This window comes from Pseudomonas lundensis (assembly GCF_015377145.2).
GTDB lineage: Bacteria > Pseudomonadota > Gammaproteobacteria > Pseudomonadales > Pseudomonadaceae > Aquipseudomonas > Aquipseudomonas lundensis.
This window is the reverse complement of sequence record NZ_CP062158.2, coordinates 1113678-1134600: the sequence shown is the minus strand read 5'-3', so window position 1 is coordinate 1134600 and position 20923 is coordinate 1113678. Positions and strand designations below refer to the sequence as shown.

Annotated in this window: 19 protein-coding genes; 14 read left to right on the top strand and 5 right to left on the bottom strand. The window is 60.7% G+C overall.

The features are described from left to right. Window positions 1–24: 24 nt before the first annotated feature. The 6 genes from aauS to IF654_RS05570 all read left to right on the top strand — a co-directional run bounded on the left by aauS (window position 25) and on the right by IF654_RS05570 (window position 5421). On the top strand, window positions 25–1929 hold the full coding sequence (aauS, locus tag IF654_RS05595; protein WP_047280079.1) for a two-component sensor histidine kinase AauS: 1905 nt from the start codon (window positions 25–27) through the stop codon (window positions 1927–1929). Continuing rightward, window positions 1926–3251: a two-component response regulator AauR gene (gene aauR / locus IF654_RS05590; protein WP_070413737.1), complete on the top strand. Its 1326-nt coding sequence runs from the start codon at window positions 1926–1928 to the stop codon at window positions 3249–3251. Before aauS ends, aauR begins: the two co-directional genes overlap by 4 nt. Before the next feature lie 8 nt (window positions 3252–3259). Continuing rightward, window positions 3260–3586 carry a GlpM family protein gene (locus tag IF654_RS05585; protein ID WP_169835823.1) on the top strand — a complete coding sequence of 109 codons (327 nt, stop codon included), beginning with the start codon at window positions 3260–3262 and terminating at the stop codon, window positions 3584–3586. Between the two features lie 113 nt (window positions 3587–3699). Next, window positions 3700–4620, top strand: a complete 921-nt coding sequence (locus IF654_RS05580; protein WP_047282334.1) for an arginase family protein — start codon at window positions 3700–3702, stop codon at window positions 4618–4620. Then, window positions 4617–4991 carry a DMT family transporter gene (locus IF654_RS05575; RefSeq protein ID WP_047273972.1) on the top strand — a complete coding sequence of 125 codons (375 nt, stop codon included), beginning with the start codon at window positions 4617–4619 and terminating at the stop codon, window positions 4989–4991. Before IF654_RS05580 ends, IF654_RS05575 begins: the two co-directional genes overlap by 4 nt. A 10-nt stretch (window positions 4992–5001) precedes the next feature. Beyond that, entirely contained in the window at window positions 5002–5421 is a 420-nt protein-coding gene (locus IF654_RS05570; RefSeq protein WP_194862682.1) for a DMT family transporter, read from the top strand. 28 nt (window positions 5422–5449) lie between these two features. Here the strand turns inward: IF654_RS05570 and IF654_RS05565 are convergent, their stop codons facing one another. After that, window positions 5450–6211 carry a MipA/OmpV family protein gene (locus IF654_RS05565; RefSeq protein ID WP_047273968.1) on the bottom strand — a complete coding sequence of 254 codons (762 nt, stop codon included), beginning with the start codon at window positions 6209–6211 and terminating at the stop codon, window positions 5450–5452. Window positions 6212–6438: 227 nt separating this feature from the next. Here IF654_RS05565 and IF654_RS05560 point away from each other — a divergent pair, with 227 nt between their 5' ends. From IF654_RS05560 to IF654_RS05535, 6 genes are read left to right on the top strand one after another with little or no spacing between them, the layout of a single operon-like run. Continuing rightward, a complete protein-coding gene (locus tag IF654_RS05560; RefSeq protein ID WP_194862683.1) occupies window positions 6439–7134 on the top strand; it encodes an MtnX-like HAD-IB family phosphatase in 696 nt (231 codons plus the stop codon). Next, window positions 7127–8521: an aspartate aminotransferase family protein gene (locus tag IF654_RS05555; protein ID WP_194862684.1), complete on the top strand. Its 1395-nt coding sequence runs from the start codon at window positions 7127–7129 to the stop codon at window positions 8519–8521. The genes IF654_RS05560 and IF654_RS05555 overlap by 8 nt, the downstream gene beginning before the upstream one ends. Continuing rightward, window positions 8518–9396 carry an alpha/beta hydrolase gene (locus IF654_RS05550; protein WP_094987373.1) on the top strand — a complete coding sequence of 293 codons (879 nt, stop codon included), beginning with the start codon at window positions 8518–8520 and terminating at the stop codon, window positions 9394–9396. The genes IF654_RS05555 and IF654_RS05550 overlap by 4 nt, the downstream gene beginning before the upstream one ends. 15 nt (window positions 9397–9411) lie before the next feature. After that, complete coding sequence (locus IF654_RS05545) at window positions 9412–10536, top strand: GNAT family N-acetyltransferase (RefSeq protein WP_047273959.1); 1125 nt, start codon at window positions 9412–9414, stop codon at window positions 10534–10536. After that, on the top strand, window positions 10536–12296 hold the full coding sequence (locus IF654_RS05540; protein WP_194862685.1) for a sensor histidine kinase: 1761 nt from the start codon (window positions 10536–10538) through the stop codon (window positions 12294–12296). The genes IF654_RS05545 and IF654_RS05540 overlap by 1 nt, the downstream gene beginning before the upstream one ends. Further along, window positions 12293–13684, top strand: coding sequence for a sigma-54-dependent transcriptional regulator (locus tag IF654_RS05535; RefSeq protein ID WP_194862686.1), 1392 nt, complete (start codon window positions 12293–12295; stop codon window positions 13682–13684). Before IF654_RS05540 ends, IF654_RS05535 begins: the two co-directional genes overlap by 4 nt. Window positions 13685–13686: 2 nt before the next feature. On the opposite strand, the gene metE is transcribed toward IF654_RS05535, so the two are convergent. Then, complete coding sequence (metE, locus tag IF654_RS05530) at window positions 13687–15999, bottom strand: 5-methyltetrahydropteroyltriglutamate--homocysteine S-methyltransferase (RefSeq protein ID WP_194862687.1); 2313 nt, start codon at window positions 15997–15999, stop codon at window positions 13687–13689. Between the two features lie 107 nt (window positions 16000–16106). Between metE and metR the strand changes: the two genes are divergently transcribed. Continuing rightward, the gene (gene metR / locus IF654_RS05525) at window positions 16107–17024 is read left to right on the top strand and encodes a transcriptional regulator MetR (protein WP_047273951.1); all 918 of its coding nucleotides are present in this window, start codon (window positions 16107–16109) and stop codon (window positions 17022–17024) included. A 33-nt stretch (window positions 17025–17057) separates the two neighbouring features. On the opposite strand, the gene IF654_RS05520 is transcribed toward metR, so the two are convergent. From IF654_RS05520 to IF654_RS05510, 3 genes are read right to left on the bottom strand one after another with little or no spacing between them, the layout of a single operon-like run. Further along, the gene (locus tag IF654_RS05520) at window positions 17058–17588 is read right to left on the bottom strand and encodes a GNAT family N-acetyltransferase (RefSeq protein WP_047280073.1); all 531 of its coding nucleotides are present in this window, start codon (window positions 17586–17588) and stop codon (window positions 17058–17060) included. 12 nt (window positions 17589–17600) lie between these two features. After that, window positions 17601–18236, bottom strand: coding sequence for a LysE family translocator (locus IF654_RS05515; RefSeq protein WP_371058089.1), 636 nt, complete (start codon window positions 18234–18236; stop codon window positions 17601–17603). A 32-nt stretch (window positions 18237–18268) separates the two neighbouring features. Continuing rightward, complete coding sequence (locus tag IF654_RS05510) at window positions 18269–18712, bottom strand: NUDIX hydrolase (protein ID WP_047278748.1); 444 nt, start codon at window positions 18710–18712, stop codon at window positions 18269–18271. Between the two features lie 421 nt (window positions 18713–19133). On the opposite strand from IF654_RS05510, the gene IF654_RS05505 reads away from it, so the two are divergent. Beyond that, a complete protein-coding gene (locus tag IF654_RS05505) occupies window positions 19134–20753 on the top strand; it encodes an FMN-binding glutamate synthase family protein (protein WP_047273942.1) in 1620 nt (539 codons plus the stop codon). Window positions 20754–20923: the final 170 nt, after the last annotated feature.

Sequence of the window (20923 nt, the reverse complement as noted above, 5' to 3'; positions counted from 1 at the left end):
AGTGGTTGACCCAAGGCATCTGTGATGAAATGCGACCCCACACTTTATCGCGGTGCCCCGCCCTCACTTGCCGTGAAACCTCGTCTGCTGCGCCATTGGCTGTTGCCGCCCCTGATTATCCTGCTGACTATCGGCCTCGGGTACGCGGGCTATCGCGTCAGCGAGCATTTCGGTATCCGCGCCCTCAGCGAAAACGGTGAACGCCAGCTGGAGCTGCACGCCCGCACCGTCGAAAGTGAACTCGGCAAATACACTTACCTGCCCAGCTTGCTGGAGCTTGAGTCCAGCGTATCGAAGCTGTTGGCCGACCCGAATTTGCAGAACCGCAACACCGTCAATCAATACCTAGAAGGCCTCAACCGCCGCAGCCGCAGCCGCGCCATCTATGTCCTCGACACCACGGGGCGGGTGCTGGCCACCAGCAACTGGCGAGATGCCGACAGCTACCTGGGTGAAGACCTGTCCTTTCGGGCGTACTTTCAAGACGCCGTACGCGGCCAACCGGGGCGCTTCTACGGCATCGGCAGTACCAGCGGCGAGCCCGGTTACTACCTGGCCCACGGGCTGGAAGAACAAGGCAAAATCATCGGCGTCGCAGTCATTAAAGTGCGCCTGGAAGCCCTGGAAGAACGCTGGCAGCGGGCACGGCTTGAAGCCTACGTCAGCGATGAGAACGGCATCATCATCTTGTCCAGCGACCCTACCCGGCGCCTGAAATCAGTCAGACCGCTTTCGGCCGACACCAAAGAAAAACTCGCGCGCAGCCTTCAGTACTACTGGTGGCCGCTCAACGAGCTGCAACCGTTGCAGCGCGAACAGTTGGCCGAAGGCGTCGAGAAAGTCACCTTCGCCACCAACAGCGAAGTCATCACCGATCATCAGCAAGTCAGCTATCTGGCGCAAACGCGCAACCTCAACGACACACCGTGGGACATCACCCTGCTCACGCCCCTGCAAGACCTGCGTCGCGAGGCCGCGAATCAGGGCATGCTGGTGGCGGTCGGCTTTGCCCTGCTGGCCTTCCTGCTCATCGCGTGGAACGAGCGGCGCAAGGTGATTGCCACCCGGCTGGCCGCACGCGAAGCCCTGCAAGAAGCCAACAATCAGCTGGAACGGAAAATCACCGAACGCACCACCCACCTGCGCGCCAGTAACGAACGCCTCAAAGGGCAGATACGCGAACGGCGTCAGGCCGAAGACACCCTGCGCCGCGCCCAGGACGAACTGGTGCAGGCTGGCAAACTTGCTGCGATCGGGCAAATGTCCACCAGCATTGCCCACGAACTCAACCAGCCCTTGGCCGCCTTGCGCACGCTCTCGGGCAACACGGTCCGGTTCCTGGAGCGTGGCGACTTGAAAGTGGCGGCTGAAAACCTCGGCACCATCAACAACCTGGTGGACCGCATGGGCCGTATCACCGCCAACCTGCGCTCATTTGCGCGGCGCGGCGACGACGATGGTCATGCCAGCCTGAGCCACGCCGTAGACGCCGCCTTGCAACTGCTCGATGCCCGGCTGGAAGCGTCGGGCGCAAGCGTGCACCGTGATTTCAGCGACGCCCATTTGAAAATTGACCAGACGCGGCTCGAGCAAATCCTGATCAACCTGATCGGCAACGCGCTTGATGCCATGCAGGGCCAAAGCACGCCGCCGCACGTGTGGCTCGAAGGCGCTGTCAGCGAAGGCAAATATCGCCTGCAAGTGCGCGACAACGGCCCGGGCATTGACCCCGAAACCCGCAAGCACCTGTTTGAACCGTTCTTCACCACCAAACCCGGCGAGCAAGGGCTCGGGCTCGGCCTGACCCTGTCAGCCAGCCTCGCGGCCGCCGCCGGTGGCAGCCTGAGCGTTGAATTCCCGGCCAGCGGTGGTGTTGCGTTTGTCCTTTTATTACCGTTGCTGCAACCCGTTAAGGCCGAGCCGCTATGAACCCTGAATTAAGCGTCCTGATTGTCGAAGACGACCCCCATGTCCTGCTGGGTTGCCAGCAGGCGCTGGCCCTGGAAGACATCCGCAGCGAAGGCGTAAGCAGCGCCGAACAAGCCCTGGCACTGGTGGGTGACAATTTCCCCGGCATCGTCATCAGCGATATTCGACTGCCCGGCATTGATGGCCTCGAACTGCTAAAACGCCTCAAGGCCCGCGACCACAGCCTGCCCGTGGTGTTGATTACCGGGCACGGCGACATTTCCATGGCCGTGGGCGCAATGCGCGATGGGGCCTATGACTTCATGGAAAAACCGTTTTCCCCCGAGCGCTTGGTGGACGTCGTGCGTCGCGCGCTGGAACAACGCAGCCTGGCCCGTGAAGTGTGGTCGCTGCGTCGGCAACTGGCGGAGCGCGATTCCCTGGAAGGCCGCATCATTGGGCGCTCGCCCGCCATGCAACACTTGCGCGAACTGATTGCCAACGTTGCTGATACGTCTGCCAACGTGCTGATCGAAGGCGAAACCGGCACCGGCAAGGAACTGGTCGCCCGCTGCCTGCACGACTTCAGTCGACGCCACCCCCAACAGTTCGTCGCCCTGAACTGCGGCGGCTTGCCCGAGAACTTGTTCGAAAGTGAAATCTTTGGCCACGAAGCCAATGCCTTCACGGGGGCGGGCAAACGGCGGATCGGCAAAATCGAACACGCCGACGGCGGCACGCTGTTTCTCGATGAAGTCGAAAGCATGCCCCTGAACTTGCAAATCAAACTGCTGCGGGTGCTGCAAGAACGCACACTCGAACGTCTGGGCTCGAACCAGAGCATTGATGTCGATTGCCGCGTGATTGCGGCCACCAAATCCGACCTCGACCAACTGGGCAAAGCCAACCAGTTTCGCAGCGACCTGTACTACCGGCTGAACGTGGTCACCCTCGAACTGCCGCCTTTGCGCGAGCGCCGCGAAGACATCCTGCAATTGTTCGAATATTTCTTGCAGCAATCCTCCTTGCGCTTCGACCGCGCCGCGCCCGAGCTGGACAACCAGACCCTCTCCAGCCTCATGAGCCACGACTGGCCCGGGAACGTGCGCGAGCTGCGTAACGTGGCTGAACGCTTTGCCCTGGGGCTGCCCGCGTTTAAGAAAACCGGCGGCAGTGTTGCGCAAGGGCTGGGGTTTTCAGAAGCGGTGGAAGCCTTCGAGCGCAACCTGCTCAACGACGCCCTGCAACGCAGTGGTGGCAACTTGACCCAAGCCAGCCAGGAGCTGGGCATGGCCAAGACCACCCTGTTCGATAAAGTTAAAAAATACGGTTTGGCGCACTGATGGATCTGATTTTAAAAGCGGCACTCGGGGCAGGCGTGGTCATCATTCTGGCCATGCTGGCAAAAACCAGAAACTACTACATTGCCGGGCTGGTGCCGCTGTTTCCAACCTTCGCCCTGATCGCGCATTACATCGTGGGCAAAGGCCGGTCCATCGAGGACCTGAAAACCACCATCGTGTTCGGCATGTGGTCGATCATTCCCTACTTTGTGTACCTGGCGGCCTTGTACGTGCTGGTCGACCGCATGCGCCTTGAAGCCTCGCTGGCGCTGGCAGCGGTGGCCTGGCTCATGGCCGCAACCGTATTGGTCAGCGTCTGGGTCAGGCTCCACTGACCCCAAACCGGCGGCGCCGCTCACCTCGCTGACACCTTGGCCCGTCCCTTGCATTTACCCCTTAACGCCCGCCGGGCTTGATCCGGCGGGGATTGAATGGGGTAAAGCTGACGTTGAACATTCTCGATCTCGATTCCAGCCTGACGGCGCAACCCGCCATCGCTGAACGGCTGCTGGATGGCCGTGCCACGCGCCTTGACCTGCTGGCGCTTGGCCCGCAACTGCGGTTATGGTCAACCGAGCGCACCTATCGGCGCTTCGAGCAACAGCTGAAAAAACGACCGCCGCGCCCGGCGCACCGGCCTGAACTGTTCTTTGTCGGTTCCGGCGACTATCACCACCTGACCCCGGCATTGCTCAGCGATTTGCCGGAGCCCGTCAGCCTGATCCACTTTGACAATCACCCCGACTGGGTGCGCCTGGCGCCCAAGCGCCATTGCGGTTCCTGGGTCAATCGTGCGCTCGAAATGCCCAACATTGCGCGCATCATCACCCTGGGCCCGTGCAGCGACGACCTGGAAAACCCGCAAATCAAGGGCGGCAATCTGGGCGCCCTGCAACGCGGGCACTTGCAACTGTTCCCCTGGCAGCACGCACCCACTCAAGTCTGGGGCCGCATCGGCGATGGGCCGGGCCATGAGCAACATGAAAACCTGCTGCACTGGCGCAACCTTGCGGACGAGGACTGGCCCGCGTTTATCGACGCCCTGATCGACGACCTGCCCACCGGGGCGGTGTGGATCACGATCGACAAAGACGTGCTGGCCAGCGAAGACGCCGCCACCAACTGGGATCAAGGCGGCATGCGCCTGACCCACTTGCTGCACGCCATCCGCGCCTTGGCCGCACGCACACGTGTACTGGGGATCGACGTGTGCGGCGAGTTTGCCAAGGCCCCGCACCGCAATTGGCTCAAACGCTGGGAGGCCAAATCCGACCAGCCCCCGCCGCAGCGTTGGAGCGAGCAGGACCTGCTGCGCAATGCCCACACCAACGAGGCATTGATCACACTGTTTGAGGAGCTTTTTCCGTGACCCTGATCGTGATTGCGCTGGTGGCGTTTTCCATCGTGCTCGATGTGATCGGGCAGCTGTGTTTCAAAATCGGCCTCGACCGCTTGCCTGAGCTGGAGGGCGGCTTCCGCCTCAATGCCTTCTGGGCACAAGTATTTAACGCACCGATGCTGTGGGCCGGGATCGCCGCCTACGTGATCGAGTTTTTCGTCTGGCTGGAAGCGCTGTCGCGCGCGCCCTTGAGTTTGTTGTTTCCCGCCGCAGCCCTGGCGTATTGCGGCGTAGTGTTCGCTGGCAGCGTGCTGCTCGGCGAACACGTCAGTCGGCGCCGCTGGCTGGGCACACTGGTGATTACCGTTGGCGTGATGCTGGTCTGCATCGCCGGGACCTGAGGAGTTGAACATGCAATCTGAAAACACCCTGAACACTGCCGCAGACGGTTGGCTTCACGGGCGGTTGGGCACCGTTGTGCTGTGGGCGCTGCTGATTGCGCTGGAAAGCAGTGGGCAGATCGCCACCAAAGTGGGCGGCGACCAACTGGGACAGATGGACTTCAGCCTGCAATGGCTCCACGCGGTGATGATGAACCCCGGCGTGTGGGTCGCCATTGCCTGCTACATCGGGGCGTTTTTCGTGTGGATGCTGATTCTGCGCCGCAGCAGTTTGTCGCTGGCATTCCCGTTGAGTTCGCTGGTGTTCGTCGGCGTCTTGCTCGGCTCGTGGCTCGGGCTGGGGGAACACATCAGTGTCCTGCACTGGGTGGGTGTGGCCGTGATCATGATCGGCATCGCCCTGCTGGCCGACGGTGAACCTGAGCATTGATCCGCCTGCGCACAGGGCGGCAGCGGGGTCAGAATGTATAACTGATGGCCGTCTGCACGCTGCCCTGGTTCACCTCGCCGCGTTCTTTGACGATGCTGCTGTCCGCGGCCGATCCCAGCAGGTGCATCCAGCTGGCACTGGCCACCAGCGACCAGTGCGCGGCCAGCGGGAACTCAAGGTTCTGGGTCAGGCTGATCTGCTGGAACCCGCCGCTGGCCTTGTACGCGCCGATGCCTGACGCTTGCGCTTCACGGCTGCTGACACCAAAAAACGTTGAGGTCTGACGCCCGTCTGCAAAATGAGCGGCTAACTGGCTGCTGCCGATAATCCCCCTCCCCAGCGGGTAACCCAACTCGCCACCGACTTGCCCCAGCACCCCGCCCTGACCGCCTGCGCCGCCGACCGCTTGCCCCAGCTTGGCGTACACCCGCCAGAATTCGGCCGGGCTGTACTGCACAAAACCGCCCAGTTGGGCCATGTCCGAGACATCGCGCAAACCACGCAACGAGCCGTTGGCATCACGCCCCGGCAGGTAGTTAACGAACGGCCCCACCGTCCAGTCGCCAGCCTGGAGCGCACGCCAGCTCAGGCCATCCTCGGTGTCCAGGCTGACATCGCCCCACTCCACATCGACATACGGCAACGGCACGGTTTCATAACGGCTGGCGCTCGGGTCATAAGGCTGATAACCCACGCCTGCACCGATTTCGCCAGTCGGGCCATCGGCGGCGAACACCCCCGCCGAACCGAACAGGACAAACAGCAAAACAGCAGGCAAGGGCGTTTTCATCTCAGGGGTTCCGTGGAGGTTCAGGCGCGCATCAATCCCTGTTTTGCCCACCCTGCGCAAGCACTGATGTTGTTTGTAGCAACCTACAAAAATTGTAGCTTCAACCCCCCCGCTGAACCCCCGTCTCACTCAAAGCCCCGGCCCGCCGGGCGTGCGCAGGTTGGCACAGTCAATGCAATCCCCTGTTGCAAGCGCACTGTGCGCACCTCCTCCACAGGACAACGCAGATGATGCAATGGCATATCGTGTGTGACTTCGACGGGACCATCACCCGGACTGACGTCATCGACAACATTCTTCAGCGCTTCGCCGACCCAAGCTGGCAAGCCATTGAAGCGCAATGGGTGCAGGGCGAGATTGGCTCGCGGGAATGCCTGAGCCGCCAACTGTCACTGGTCAACGCGTCACCCGCGCAATTGCTGGCCTATTTCGACAGCGTTGAGATCGACCCGGACTTCCCGGATTTCGTCGATCACGTCATGGCACGGGGCGCCTCCCTCGAAGTCGTCAGTGACGGCATCGAACAAGGCATCGCACGGATTCTGGCCCGTCACTACGTGACCTTGCTGCCGATCCTTGCCAATCGGCTGCGTCAGGTCGACCAGCACAGCTGGCGCATCGATTTCCCCTACGCCAGCGACGCATGCCGCGCGGCCTCGGGTAATTGCAAATGCGCCTCCACCCCCGCAGGCAAACGCGTGCTGGTGATCGGTGACGGTCGCTCAGACATGTGCGTGGCCGCCAAAGCCGACTTTGTGTTTGCCAAGGACAGCCTGGCCGACCATTGCGAGCGCAATGGCATTCCTTACGCGCGCTTCGATTCGTTCGCTGAACTGCCCGCCTTGCTCGCCCGCTTGCCGAACCATGCCGCCAACGCCCCCCACTTTTCTCGTGAACAGCAGGAACTCTTCAACCATGTCTGACATCCGAATCGCCACCCCTGAAGACCAGATCCTTCTGGAAAAAGAAGCCAAATACTGCTCTTACGGCGACACCGTTCACTACATTGAGCCCCCGCGTATTTTCAGCCGCTGCGAAGGTTCCTACGTTTGGGACACCGAAGATCAAGCCTACCTCGACCTGCAAATGTGGTACTCGGCGGTCAACTTCGGGTACGCCAACCCGCGCCTGAACAACGCGCTGAAACAGCAAATCGACACCCTGCCGCAAATTGCCAGCCAGTACCTGCACAAGGGCAAAATCGAGCTGTCGGAGTGCATCGCCGTCGATGCCAAAAACAAGTTCGGTCTGGACGGCCGTGTGCATTTCAACGTGGGCGGTTCGCAGTCCATCGAAGACTCGTTGAAAGTGGTGCGTAACGCCAGCAACGGCAAAAGCCTGATGTTCGCGTTCGAAGGCGGCTACCACGGGCGCACCCTCGGCGCGTCCGCGATCACGTCCAGCTACCGCTACCGTCGCCGCTATGGCCACTTTGGCGAGCGCGCCAACTTTATTCCGTTCCCGTACCACTTCCGTGGGCCGAAGGGCATGACCAAGGAAGAATACGGCAGCCATTGCGTGCAGCAATTCGCCCGTTTGTTTGAGACGGAATACAACGGCGTGTGGGACCCGAAAGTCGGCCAGAGCGAATACGCCGCGTTTTACGTCGAACCGATTCAGGGCACTGGCGGCTACGTCATTCCCCCGATGAACTTCTATAGCGAGCTCAAGCACGTGCTGGATCAGCACGGCATCTTGATGGTGGTCGATGAAATCCAGATGGGCTTTTGGCGCACCGGCAAGCTGTGGTCGATTGAACACTTCGACGTCAAACCCGACGTGATCGTATTCGGCAAAGCATTGACCAACGGCCTCAACCCGCTGGGCGGCATTTGGGCCCGCGAAGAGCTGATCAACCCGACGGTATTCCCGCCAGGCTCCACGCACTCCACCTTCGCCTCCAACCCGCTGGGCACCGCCGTGGGCCTGGAGATGTTCAAGATGACCCACGAAGTCGATTACGGCGCGATGGTCATGGCCAAGGGCAAGCACTTCCTGGCCGGGTTGCAAGACCTGCAAAAGCGCTACCCGATCATCGGGGACGTGGACGGCCTGGGGCTGGCGCTGCGCTGCGAAATCTGCGGCCCGGACGGCTTTACCCCGGACAAAGCGACCCTGGACTACATGGTGGAAGAAGGCATGAAGGGCGACATCGACATCGATGGCAAGCGTCTGGGCCTGATTCTGGACGTGGGCGGCTACTACAAAAACGTCATCACCCTGGCCCCGTCGCTGGAAATCAGCTACGCAGAAATCGACCTCGGCATCGCCCTGCTCGACCGCCTGCTGCACCGGGCCATGCAGCGGTGAACGCGGCCGTTTCACTGACAGGCGCCATCGACTTGGGTGAAGGCGACGCCGGTTTCGTGATCGGCACCGGTGAGGTCGCGGTGTTGTTAATCCACGGCCTGACCGGCACCCCGACAGAGTTGCGTCGGGTGGCCATGGGCCTGGCCAAAGAGGGCTGTACGGTGTACGTCCCGACGCTGGCCGGGCATTGCGGCGACAACGCCGATTTGCAAGCCACGGGCTGGCAAGACTGGTACGCCAGCGCCCGCAACACCTTTGTCGGCATTCGCCAAAAACACGCTCAGGTGTTTGTCGGCGGGCTGTCCATGGGCGCGGTGATGTCGATGCACCTGGCTGCCGAACACCCTGGGCAGGTCGCGGGCTTGCTGCTGTATTCCACGACCCTGCGCTACGACGGCTGGAACATGCCAAAAGCGGCGGTGTTGACACCGCTGCTGATGGCGATTCCGTTCGGCGTGCACCTGTGTCGCTTCAACGAAACACCGCCCTACGGGATCAAAGACCCGCGTTTGCGCGCCATCGTTGAACGCCAGATGAAAGCAGGCGAAAGCAGTCATGCCGGGCTGTTGACCATGTCGGGCGTCAGCGTGCGCGAGTTGCATCGCCTGATCGCGGCAGTCAAACGCGCCATGCCCAAGGTGATGACGCCCGCGCTGGTGATTCATTCCAGTGAGGACGACATCACCAGCCGCTGGAATGCCGATTATGTCGAACGTCGCCTGGGCGGCCCGGTGACCAAGGTGCTGCTCGACAACTGTTACCACATGATTACCGTCGACTTGCAATACCGGCGCGTGATCGAGTTAAGCGTTGATTTCGTGAGAAACCACAGCGCCGATTCAGAGGCTGCCGCGCCGTACGCGCAGCAGGCCTGACAACAAGGACGCCACATGATTGAAGCCCACGCCTTTTCATCGATTCAGGCCATCGAACGCGACGCCTGGAATGAGTGTTTTCCAGACGCGCTGGAGGATTGGGATTACATCGTGGCGGTAGAAAAGGCCGGCATTGAGGGGTTCAACTGGCGTTACCTGACGCTGTTTGAAGGCCCGACCCTGATTGCCGTCGCCACCGCCTTCACCACCTGCTATCGCCTTGACACCACTGTGCAAGGGGTTGGCAAGCGTTTTACCGAAGCACTCCATCGAGTGCTGCCGGGGCTGATGCAATTACCGCTGTATGCCATCGGCTCGCCGGTCACCGAACAATGCCGCGCCGGCACCGCCCGCCACATCACCCCGTCACAGCGCCCCGCGCTGTTAGGCCGCTTGCTGAGCCTCGCTCAGCAGGATGCCCGCGCGCTGGGCATCGGCCTGATGGCAGTCAAGGACGTGCCGAGCCATGACGACGATTGGGCAAACAGCTGCAAAGGCGCCGGGTTTCAGTCCATGCCCAGCTTGCCGAGCGCGCTGCTGCCTGTGCCGTTTGACTCGGTCGACGGTTACTTGGGTTCGCTGGGCAAATCCACCCGCAAAGACATGCGCCGCAAATGGCGCGCGCCGGGGCCGCAGGTCGAGTGGCGCAGCCACATTGACGACGTGCTGCCCGACGTCATGCGTTTGTACGAAGCCTCGCTGGCGCGCAGCGACCTGCAATGGGAGCGCTTACCCCCCGCGTATTTCACGGGTATCCTCCAGCAACTGGGTGACCGGGCCCTGTGCGCGCTGTACTGGATCGATGACACGCTGGTGGCCTTTAATCTGGTGCTGCTCGATGAGCACCGGTTGATCGACAAGTTTTTCGGCCACGACCTGGCGCTGACCCGCGAATACAACCTGTATTTCAGGAGCTGGCTGGTGAACGTTGACTACTGCATCCGCAATGGCATCGGGCTGTACGAATGCGGGCAAGCCGGTTACGCCAGCAAGATTCGCCTGGGCTGCACGTTTGAAGGCAACACGCTGTTTTTTCGTCATCGCAACCGGCTAATCAATAACGCGCTCAAACTGGTCAAACTGTTTATCCGCCCTGACCGCCATGACCCTGCCATGGCCGCCGCTATAAGCGAGTCCTAATGCCGACCACGCCCGACGCATCGCGCCCCCCGCAACCGTTCAAGGTCTCGCGCTGGACCGTGCAACGCAAACTGGTGCTGGCCTTCTGGCTGGTGAGCGTCATCCCGACCATGATCGCCGCCGAATTGGCCGCCACCACGCTGTCGCAGATTTTCGACAGCAACGTGCGGGTCTGGCTGCAAGAGTCGACCAAGATCGTCAAGGATGAGATCAGCGAAATCCTCGCGGACAACGCCCGAGTGGCCAAGCTGTTCTTGCAGTACACGCACCCGCAGACCGACCGAACAGTCATTCGCCACGAACGGCTGACCGCCGACATTGCCGATGCCTTGGGTATCGATGTGGTCGCCCTGATTCGCGACAGTGACCACAAAGTGGTGTTCAGCACCGCCAGCGACAACATTGTCGATCAGATCAGTCTGGCGCCGAACGCGGTGTTGCAGACCATCAAGGTAGGCGAAGTGCCGACTGGCACCGTCGTCTCGACGTTCCCTACTACTCAGGACGGTGTGGATTACCAGTTATTGGTCGCGACCTACATGGACAGCAGCTTCCTGACCAGCGTGGCCGAAGTCCACTCGCTCGACTTGCGGCTCTATCTGCACAACCCCAGCGGCTTTGCCGAGATTTTCTCCAGCCAGCGCTTTGAAGACCGTCAACCCACGGTGCCTCAGGCCATTGAGCAAACCCTGCGCGACACCAAACTGCCCAGCGAACAGTTCACCAGCCGCTACAGCGGTTTGTACTGGCCGATCCTGAACGACACTGGCGAACTGCAAGGCGTGATTTACAGCGGCCTGCTGCGCCACACCAGCCTCGTAGGGCTGGTCAACCAGACCAACCTGTTTGTGCTTATTTTCCTGCTCGGCTCGGTACTCTCGCTGACGGTTGGCTGGCTGGTTTCCGAACGCCTGACACGCCCGTTGCGGGCGCTTTCCGAAGGGGTGCGCGCCGTCACGGCGGGGGATTACAACCAGCGCGTGGCGGTGTCCGGTAACGATGAACTGGCTGAGCTCAGTAGCACCTTCAACCACATGACGGTGCGTTTGGGTCAGCTGCATCACCTAGAAGCGCAACTGCGGCGCCGCGATCGCCTGCACGCGCTGGGGGAAGTGGCCATGGGCCTGGCCCACGAAATCCGCAACCCGCTGGGCATCATCAAAACCGCCACCCAATTGCTGCACCGGCGCGCCGACCTGGGCGACAACGACAAGCGCCACCTTGAGTACGTGGTCAGCGAAGTCACGCGCATCAACGACCTGATTACCGAATTTCTCGACTTCGCCAAACCCAGTGCGCCCGTGCGCTGCGTTCAGCCCGCACGGCCTCTGGTGGAGGACATTCTGGGGTTCTGCAAACCTGAACTTGAGTCTCATCGCGTTGAAGCCCGCATCGATGACCAGGCACCCGGCGCCACCTTGTATGCCGATGCGCGGCAGTTGAAGCAGGCGTGCCTGAACCTGATCATCAACGCCATCGACGCCATGCCCGACGGCGGCCACCTCACCGTCGGCATTGCGCAGGAAGACGATTACACCGTCATCAGCATTACCGACACGGGCGAAGGCATTGCGCCCGACATGATGGAGCGGATTTTCACGCCCTTTGTGACGACAAAAGCCTCGGGCACAGGCCTGGGGCTGGCCAAGGTGTTCTCAATCATGGACAGCCACGACGGCCGCATCGAATGCGTCAGCGACAAAGGCGCCGGTGCCACCTTCAATCTGTATATTCCGGCCCACGGAGGGGATGAGTCATGAGTCATAACGTGCTGGTGGTCGACGACGAGCCGAAGCTGTGCGACCTGCTCAGTTCGGCACTCAGCCAGAACGATGTACAGGTGTTCACGGCAGGCAATGGCTTGCAGGCGCTGGCGATCCTGGAACAGCAAGACATTGATCTGGTGATCAGCGACTGGCGCATGCCGGGCATGGACGGCCCGCAATTGCTGGCGGAGGTCAAACAGCGCTACCCGCAGTTGCCCGTGATTGTGATGACCGCGTACAGCACCGTAAAAAACGCCGTCCAGTCGATGCGCAATGGCGCCTACGACTACATCGCCAAACCCTTCGACATTGACGAGCTGGACATCACCGTCAACAAGGCCCTGCAATTTCGCGACATCTTGCGCGATAACGCCCGCATGCGCGCAGAACTGGACGAACATCAGCACGTTGACAGCCTGATCGGTGACAGCCCGAGTTTTCGCCGCGTGTTGCAGGCCATCGACTCCGTGCGGGACAGCAGCGCCACCATTCTGCTGACCGGCGAAAGTGGCACCGGCAAAGAAATGGTCGCCCGCGCCATTCACAAACATGGCAACCGCGCCGACAAGCCGTTTGTCGCGGTCAACTGTGCGGCGATTCCTGAAGGTTTGCTTGAAAGCGAGATGTTCGGCCACCGCAAAGGCGCGTTTACCGGCGCCGTAGCCGACCGTGTCGGGCGTTTTCTACAGGCCGACAAAGGCACGTTGTTTCTCGATGAAGTCGGTGACATGCCGTTGGCGCTGCAAGCCAAGATTCTGCGCGCGCTGCAGGAGCGAGTCATCGAGCCGGTGGGAGATCCCCGCGAGCGCAAGGTCGACGTGCGAGTGATTGCAGCCACCAACAAAAATCTGCTGGAGGCCGTGGCCAATAAAGAGTTTCGCGAAGACTTGTACTACCGCCTGAATGTGTTCCCGATCCCACTACCCGCCTTGCGCGAGCGTGTGGAAGACATTGCCCCGCTGGCCCGCCACTTCGCCCACAGTCTGGGCGCGACGGCCGGTAAACGCATCACCGGCTTCAGCCCCGACGCCTTGCAGGCCATGGCCGAATACAACTGGCCGGGCAACATCCGCGAACTGCAAAACTGCGTTGAGCGCGCCACCATCGTGGCCACCAGCCAGACCATTGAAGACAGCGACTTGCCGCCGTACCTGTTTACCCCACAACCGAATCAACACGGCGCCGTACCGCAATCGGGCCCCAGCGTGCCGCCGGACCTTGAGGCCGCCTTGGCCGAGGTCGAGAAAGCGTACATCCTGGCAGCCTTGCAACAGGCCAACGGCGTGCAGGCGGCTGCGGCGCAATTGATCGGTATTTCAGAAAGAAGCTTTTGGTATCGACTGAAAAAGCTAAACATCCATGTCGAAAAAATAGCCCGCTAAAGTCAGGCCACTTCAGCCCGTAGCTTGCGGGCGGCGGCCACCATGTTGATCAACGCGGCTTCGGTCTCGGCCCAGGCGCGGGTTTTGAGGCCGCAATCGGGGTTGACCCACAACCGTTCTGCCGGGATGCGCTGCGCGGCCTTGCTCAGCAATTTGACCATTTGCGCCGTGTCCGGCACCCGTGGCGAGTGGATGTCATAGACCCCCGGACCAATATCGTTCGGGTAATCGAACGCTTCAAAGGCCTCCAGCAACTCCATGTCCGAGCGCGAGGTTTCGATGGTTATCACGTCGGCATCCATCGCGGCAATCGACTGGATCACGTCGTTGAATTCGCTGTAGCACATGTGGGTGTGGATCTGGGTTTGGTCACCCACGCCCGAGGCGCACAGCCGAAACGCTTCCACCGCCCAGTCCAGGTACTCCTGCCACTGCGCGCGGCGTAACGGCAAACCTTCGCGGAACGCCGCTTCGTCAATTTGCACAATCTTGATACCGGCTTTTTCCAGGTCGAGCACTTCGTCACGGATGGCCAGCGCCAATTGTCGCGCTTGCACGTGGCGCGGCACGTCTTCGCGCGGGAATGACCACATCAACATGGTCACAGGGCCGGTCAGCATGCCCTTCATGACTTTGTCGGTCAGGCCTTGGGCGTACGTGATCCACTCCACGGTCATGGCGTTGGGGCGGCTCAGGTCGCCAAAAATGATCGCCGGTTTCACGCAGCGCGAACCGTAGCTCTGCACCCAGCCATAGTGAGTGAACACGTAGCCGTCCAGTTGCTCGGCGAAGTATTCGACCATGTCATTGCGTTCGGCTTCGCCGTGAACCAGCACGTCCAGACCGAGGCGCTCCTGAGTCTCTACGGCATTGCGGATTTCACTGTGCATGGCGTCGGTGTATTCGCTGGTCGACAACTTGCCCTGTTTGTACGACTGACGCGCCAGACGAATCGAAGCGGTCTGCGGGAAGGAGCCGATAGTTGTGGTCGGAAACGCTGGCAGGTTCAAGCGCGCACGCTGCACTTCAATACGTTCGGCAAAGGGCGATTGACGCTGGCTGTCAGCAGCCGTGATGGCCTCCAGGCGCGCTTGCACCGCCGGTTTATGGATGCGCGGCGAGTGGGCACGGCTGTGCTGTAGCGCGCGGCTTTCGGCCAGCGCCAGTTGCACCTTTGGGTCTTGCGGGATGTTCAGTGCGTCACGCAGCACGGCGATTTCGCTGCATTTTTGTTTGGCGAAGGCGAGCCAGCTTTTGAGCTCCGCATCCAGTTGGGTTTCGCGATCCAGGTCCACCGGGCTGTGCAACAGCGAGCACGAACCGGCGACCCACACATTGTCCCCAAAACGTTCTTCGGCCAGTTGCAATTGCGCCAAGGCGTTTTCCAGGTCGCAGCGCCACACGTTGCGACCGTTGACCAGTCCCAGCGACAGCACTTTGTAGGTCGGCAAGCGATCCAGAATCCCGTGCAACTGGTCCTGAGCACGCACCAGATCAACGTGCAGCCCTTCCACCGGCAGGCTGACCGCCAGACCGAGGTTGTCTTCCAGCCCGCTGAAGTAAGTCGCCACCAGTTTTTTCAGGGGCGAGTACTGAAGAATGTGATACGCGCGTTCGAAGGCGTTTTTCCAGGCTTGCGGCAAGTCCAGCGACAGGATCGGCTCGTCGATCTGCACCCACTCCACCCCTTGCTCAGCCAGGCGCGAAAGGATCTGTGCGTACACCGGCAGCAGGTTTTCCAGCAGGTCGAGTTTGTCGAACGCGTTGCCTTTGGCCTTGCCCAGCCACAGATACGTCAGCGGACCGATGATGACGGGCTTGACCTTGTGGCCCAACGCCAGCGCTTCATCGACTTCCTCAAACAGTTCGTTCCAGCTCAGCTCGAAGCGCTGAGCCGGCGTGAATTCCGGGACCAGGTAGTGATAGTTGGTGTCGAACCACTTGGTCAGTTCCTGAGCGTACTGGCCTTGGCTGTGTTCGCCGCCGCAGCAGCTGTGGCTGGCGCCACGGGCCATGGCGAACAGGGTGTCCAGGGTCGGGCGGCCGTTGTTGTCCAGCGTGTTGGCGAAACGCGCCGGGATCGCCCCGAAGGTCAGCGAGTGGGTCAGTACCTGGTCGTACCAGGCGAAGTCGCCCACGGGCAGCAGATCAATACCCGCGTCTTTTTGCAGTTGCCAGTGTTTGGCGCGCAATTCACGGCCCACGGCTTGCAGCGCGGCGTGGTCGATGTCGCCTTTCCAATAGGCTTCAAGGGCTTTTTTAAGTTCGCGATCCGCGCCGATGCGTGGGAAACCAAGATTGTGGGCCAGGGCCATGACGGCATTCCTCCATGTCAGTAATGGCCCAATTATCGACAGACGGTGCAACATGAGACAAACTCAACGTTTTCGTGTTCATCATCAAAATTACTCATGGAGCACCCGTGCTGGAAATTCGTCACCTCAAAACCCTGCACGCCTTGCGCGAATCCGACAGCCTGGTGGAAGCGGCAGAACGCCTGCACCTGACCCAGTCGGCGTTGTCTCATCAATTCAAAGAGTTGGAAGAACGCATGGGCATGCCGTTGTTCGTGCGCAAAACCAAACCCGTGCGCTTCACCAGTGCCGGTTTACGCCTGTTGCAACTGGCCGACGCCATGTTGCCGCTGATGCGCAGCGCGGAGCGTGATATCGCGCGCCTGGTGGGCGGCACTGCCGGACGCCTGCACATGGCCATCGAATGCCACAGCTGCTTTCAGTGGCTGATGCCGACCATCGACCAGTTCCGCGATGCATGGCCCGAGGTGGAGCTCGATCTGGCCTCGGGGTTTGCCTTCGCCCCGCTCCCGGCGCTGGCCCGAGGCGACCTGGACCTGGTGGTGACTTCCGACCCGCAGGAGATTGCGGGCCTGACGTATGTGCCGTTGTTCACCTATGAAGCCATGTTGGCGGTGGCCAATCAGCACCCGTTGGCCAGCAAGCCGTTTATCGTGCCCGACGACCTGAAAAGCGAAACGTTGATTACCTATCCGGTGGAACGTGATCGCCTCGATATCTTCACCCGCTTTCTGGAACCCGCCGACGTGGAGCCCGCGCAAGTGCGCACCTCGGAGCTGACCGTCATGATGATGCAACTGGTCGCCAGCGGGCGCGGGGTCTGCGGCATGCCGCACTGGGCGCTGCATGAATACAGCTCGCGGGGCTATGTAAAGGCCAAGCGTCTGGGGGAAAAAGGCTTGTTCGCCACGCTGTACGCAGCCATTCGGGCAGACATGCTGGATGCGCCCTACATGCGTGACTTCCTGCTGACCGCCAAGGACACCTCGTTCTCGACGCTGGACGGTGTCAGCGCGGTGCGCTGAAACCCGTTCTGCACCTGTCGACGCCGGGCGCAGCTATGCAGCTGCGCCTGCCGGGTCATCCGGTCGATTGACCTTCCGGCGCATGTGCACACGGTCGTAATAGTCCTCGCCCACCCTGATCGCGCAGTCTTCCAGGCCCGACTGTTGAAACCCGCAACGGGTGTACAGCGCCAATGCCGGGAGGCTGTTCGCACTCACCGTCAGCTCAATCACGTTGAGATCGGGTTCTTCTTCAGCCAGTGACAGCACGGCCTGCACCAACTGCTCGCCCAGCCCCTGCCCCCGGCAGTGTTCACCCACGTACAAGCCAAACAAGGTGGCCTTGTGCTGCATGTCTTCCCAGGGCTCGAACGCCAGACCGACAACCCCCACCAGCTGCCCCTCCACAAACGCGCCATACAGCGTGCTCAGATCGTCGTCCAGCTGCGATTCCCACCAGCTCAGCGGCATTGTTTCGCGACGGGTAATGCGGGAGACAAAGGCCTCGGGGTGGTGTGCGAACGCCGCAAGCATTAACTGGCGATACGCCCTGGCGTGTGAAGGATTAAGCAGTTCTATAGCCATTACAGGTCCACGTCATACGGTTTTTCGTTGCTCCAGCATCAGTCTCACGGCCAGCGCAGCCAGCACCCCGCCCATCACATAACGCTGCACGGCCAACCACAGCGGGTTACGCACGAACCAGACGGCAATGCCGGAAGCGAACAATGCAATCAACAGATTCACGGTGAAACTGACGCTGATTTGCGTCAGGCCCAACAGGATACTTTGGATAAACAGCGAACCGTGCTCCGGACTGATGAACTGCGGAAAAATCGACAGGTAAAACATCGCCACCTTGGGGTTCAGCACACTGGTCAAGAACCCCATCAAAACGAGCCTTGACGGGGCATCCGGCAGCAACTCCCGGGCCTCGAACGGCGAGCGCGCGCCAGGCCGCACCGCTTGCCAGGCCATCCATAACAGGTACAGCGCGCCTGCCCACTTCAAGGCTTCATAGGCCAGTGGAACCGCGAGGAACACGGCCGTAAGCCCGATCGCAGCCGCCAGCATGTGCACGAAAAAGCCGGCCACCACGCCTAGCAGCGACGTCACGCCCGCCTTACGACCCTGACAGATCGAACGTGAGATCAGATAAATCATGTTCGGCCCGGGCGTCAGTACCATCAGCAGACACGCGGCGGCAAACATCAGCACATCATGGGCAGGCATCAGGGACAGTCCTTGTCAGCAGTCAGTCGGGATCAGGCAGGAATAATCTGGCGGTAGAACGGCAAAATCACATCACGGGTCAAAGGGGCCAGGGTCAGGCCACCGTCCCCGCGCGGGTCAATCCACTGCACTTCCTCGATCTCCGCAGCCGGGGCCACGACCGCATCGATGTGCAGCAAAAACAGTTCGGCCTGCACTTCAAACCCCGGTTCATTCACCGCTGGCGCGCAAAAATGCCCCAAATAGGTGGCACGGGCCGGGTCGATCGTGAGCGCCAGCTCTTCTTCCAGCTCTCGGGCCAACGCGTCGATGGGTTGCTCATGGGCATCGATTTTGCCACCCGGCTGCATGAACGCCTGCGTGCCGCGCTTGCGCACCAGCAAGGTTTGACCGTCAGGGCCGATCAGCACGGCCGCCGCGATTCGAATGGTATTGGGAGGGATAGCGCAGGAAATATCTGAAGAACTCACAAGCATCAGCCAACTAACCAGAAAGAGCGCGAAGGATCACATGACTGCCCCCTGACGAAAAGACACAGATAGCGCGCTGCCAGCTTCAGTCTGTATGGTGAGGCCCTTGAAAGCCCCGTCATTGATGCGGTGTGCGTTCACGCCACGACTTTCGTCGGGATGCTGCGCCCTGCGAAATCTCGTTCAATGGCGAGTCTGCTTTCTGTACTGGCGCTTGCTTGATACAGGGCAAGCACCTCCCCGGGGAAACCTCCAGGCTAAAGAGAGGGTCCCAAGGGTCAGAACGCCATGTTTCAACGCCGCCTGAGCGAGCGCAGATTCATGTCGTACCGGGCCTGACCGCACCGTGAGTCCCCGCTCGTGCTAAAGACGAGCCCTTCAGGCGCAATGGCCTGACTGAACAAATAAGCCTGAAACAGGAAACCGTATGAGCCTGTCACTGTTGAGCCGTTATGCGTTTTTTGCCTTTTGCGTGATTTTCACGCTTGCCAGCCTGCCGTTCATGCACCACGAGTGGTTGTGGCCGTTTACCGCGGTCACTCTGGTGTTGAGCCTGATCGGTATTTTCGACCTTATGCAAACCCCCCATGCGGTGCGCCGCAACTACCCGATTCTGGGCAACATCCGCTACATGGTTGAAACCATCCGCCCGGAGATTCGCCAGTATTTGCTGGAGTCCGACAGCGATGCGCTGCCCTTCTCCCGCGCCCAACGCTCGCTGGTCTATTCCCGCGCCAAAAATGAAAGCGCTGATAAACCGTTCGGCACGCTGATTGACGTGTACCAGTCGGGCTTCGAGTTCATCGGCCACTCCATGCGCCCTGCGCCGCTGAGCGACCCGGCCAGTTTTCGGGTGATGGTGGGCGGCCCGCAGTGCACCCAGCCGTACTCCGCGTCGGTGTTCAACATCTCGGCCATGAGCTTTGGCTCCCTCAGCGCCAACGCGATCCGCGCGTTGAACCAGGGCGCCAAGCTGGGCAATTTTGCCCACGACACGGGCGAAGGCAGCATCAGCCCTTACCACCGGGAAAACGGCGGCGACCTGACCTGGGAACTGGGCAGCGGTTATTTTGGGTGCCGCACCGCCGACGGGCGCTTCGACCCGGAGCGCTTCGCCGTCCAGGCGCAAAACCCGCAAGTGCGCATGATCGAAATCAAGATGAGCCAAGGCGCCAAACCCGGCCATGGCGGGATCTTGCCTAAAGACAAAGTGACGCAAGAGATCGCAGAAACACGCGGCATCATGATGGGTGAAGACTGCATTTCGCCGTCGCGGCACAGCGCGTTTTCGACCCCTATCGAGCTGATGCACTGGATTGCCCAATTGCGCGAGTTGTCCGGCGGCAAACCCGTGGGCTTCAAGTTCTGCCTGGGTCATCCGTGGGAGTTCATGGGGATCGCCAAGGCGATGCTTGAAACCGGCATCCTCCCGGACTTTATCGTGATCGACGGCAAGGAAGGCGGCACAGGCGCCGCCCCGGTGGAATTCACTGACCACATGGGTGCGCCCATGCGCGAAGGGCTGCTGTTCGTACACAACACGCTGGTAGGGCTGAACCTGCGCAGCAAGATCAAACTGGGCGCCAGCGGCAAAATCGTCAGCGCCTTCGACATCGCCAGCGTGCTGGCCATCGGCGCGGATTGGGCCAACTCCGCGCGGGGCTTCATGTTCGCCATCGGCTGCATTCAGTCGCAGTCGTGCCACACCAACCGATGCCCCACCGGCGTTGCCACCCAAGACCCCTTGCGCCAACGCGCACTGGTGGTGCCCGATAAAGCGCAGCGGGTGTTCCACTTCCACCGCAACACGCTTAAAGGGCTGGCAGAGATGCTGGCAGCGGCGGGCCTTGAGCACCCGTCACAGCTCCAGGCCAAGCACTTGGTACGTCGTGTATCGGCAACCGAGATCAAGCTGTTCTCCCAATTGCATGTATTTCTCAAACCCGGTGAATTGCTCACCGGCGAAGTGAATGGCGAATTTTATTCGCGCATGTGGCAAATGGCGCGCGCAGACAGTTTTGAGCCCAATGTGATTGCCGCCGCGTAAAGGTATATTCAACGACGCCGGGGCATATTAAACACATACCCCGGCCACCGAATGCCATTACACCTAACCCCCTAACAGCGGGCAGTAAATAACTACTTTTGAATACTAAATACAGGTTCAAATTGTTACTTATCCGATCAGCCATTTAGACTTTTTACTCACCCTTAAAC

What these genes read in the sequence shown, in the direction of transcription:
- IF654_RS05510 (WP_047278748.1), bottom strand. Translation starts at nt 18,712, where the DNA reads ATGCTTGTGAGTTCTTCAGATATTTCCTGCGCTATCCCTCCCAATACC.
- metE (WP_194862687.1), bottom strand. Translation starts at nt 15,999, where the DNA reads ATGGCCCTGGCCCACAATCTTGGTTTCCCACGCATCGGCGCGGATCGC.
- aauR (WP_070413737.1), top strand. Translation starts at nt 1,926, where the DNA reads ATGAACCCTGAATTAAGCGTCCTGATTGTCGAAGACGACCCCCATGTC.
- IF654_RS05540 (WP_194862685.1), top strand. Translation starts at nt 10,536, where the DNA reads ATGCCGACCACGCCCGACGCATCGCGCCCCCCGCAACCGTTCAAGGTC.
- IF654_RS05505 (WP_047273942.1), top strand. Translation starts at nt 19,134, where the DNA reads ATGAGCCTGTCACTGTTGAGCCGTTATGCGTTTTTTGCCTTTTGCGTG.
- IF654_RS05535 (WP_194862686.1), top strand. Translation starts at nt 12,293, where the DNA reads ATGAGTCATAACGTGCTGGTGGTCGACGACGAGCCGAAGCTGTGCGAC.
- IF654_RS05560 (WP_194862683.1), top strand. Translation starts at nt 6,439, where the DNA reads ATGATGCAATGGCATATCGTGTGTGACTTCGACGGGACCATCACCCGG.
- IF654_RS05565 (WP_047273968.1), bottom strand. Translation starts at nt 6,211, where the DNA reads ATGAAAACGCCCTTGCCTGCTGTTTTGCTGTTTGTCCTGTTCGGTTCG.
- IF654_RS05520 (WP_047280073.1), bottom strand. Translation starts at nt 17,588, where the DNA reads ATGGCTATAGAACTGCTTAATCCTTCACACGCCAGGGCGTATCGCCAG.
- IF654_RS05515 (WP_371058089.1), bottom strand. Translation starts at nt 18,236, where the DNA reads ATGCCTGCCCATGATGTGCTGATGTTTGCCGCCGCGTGTCTGCTGATG.
- IF654_RS05545 (WP_047273959.1), top strand. Translation starts at nt 9,412, where the DNA reads ATGATTGAAGCCCACGCCTTTTCATCGATTCAGGCCATCGAACGCGAC.
- IF654_RS05555 (WP_194862684.1), top strand. Translation starts at nt 7,127, where the DNA reads ATGTCTGACATCCGAATCGCCACCCCTGAAGACCAGATCCTTCTGGAA.
- aauS (WP_047280079.1), top strand. Translation starts at nt 25, where the DNA reads ATGAAATGCGACCCCACACTTTATCGCGGTGCCCCGCCCTCACTTGCC.
- IF654_RS05570 (WP_194862682.1), top strand. Translation starts at nt 5,002, where the DNA reads ATGCAATCTGAAAACACCCTGAACACTGCCGCAGACGGTTGGCTTCAC.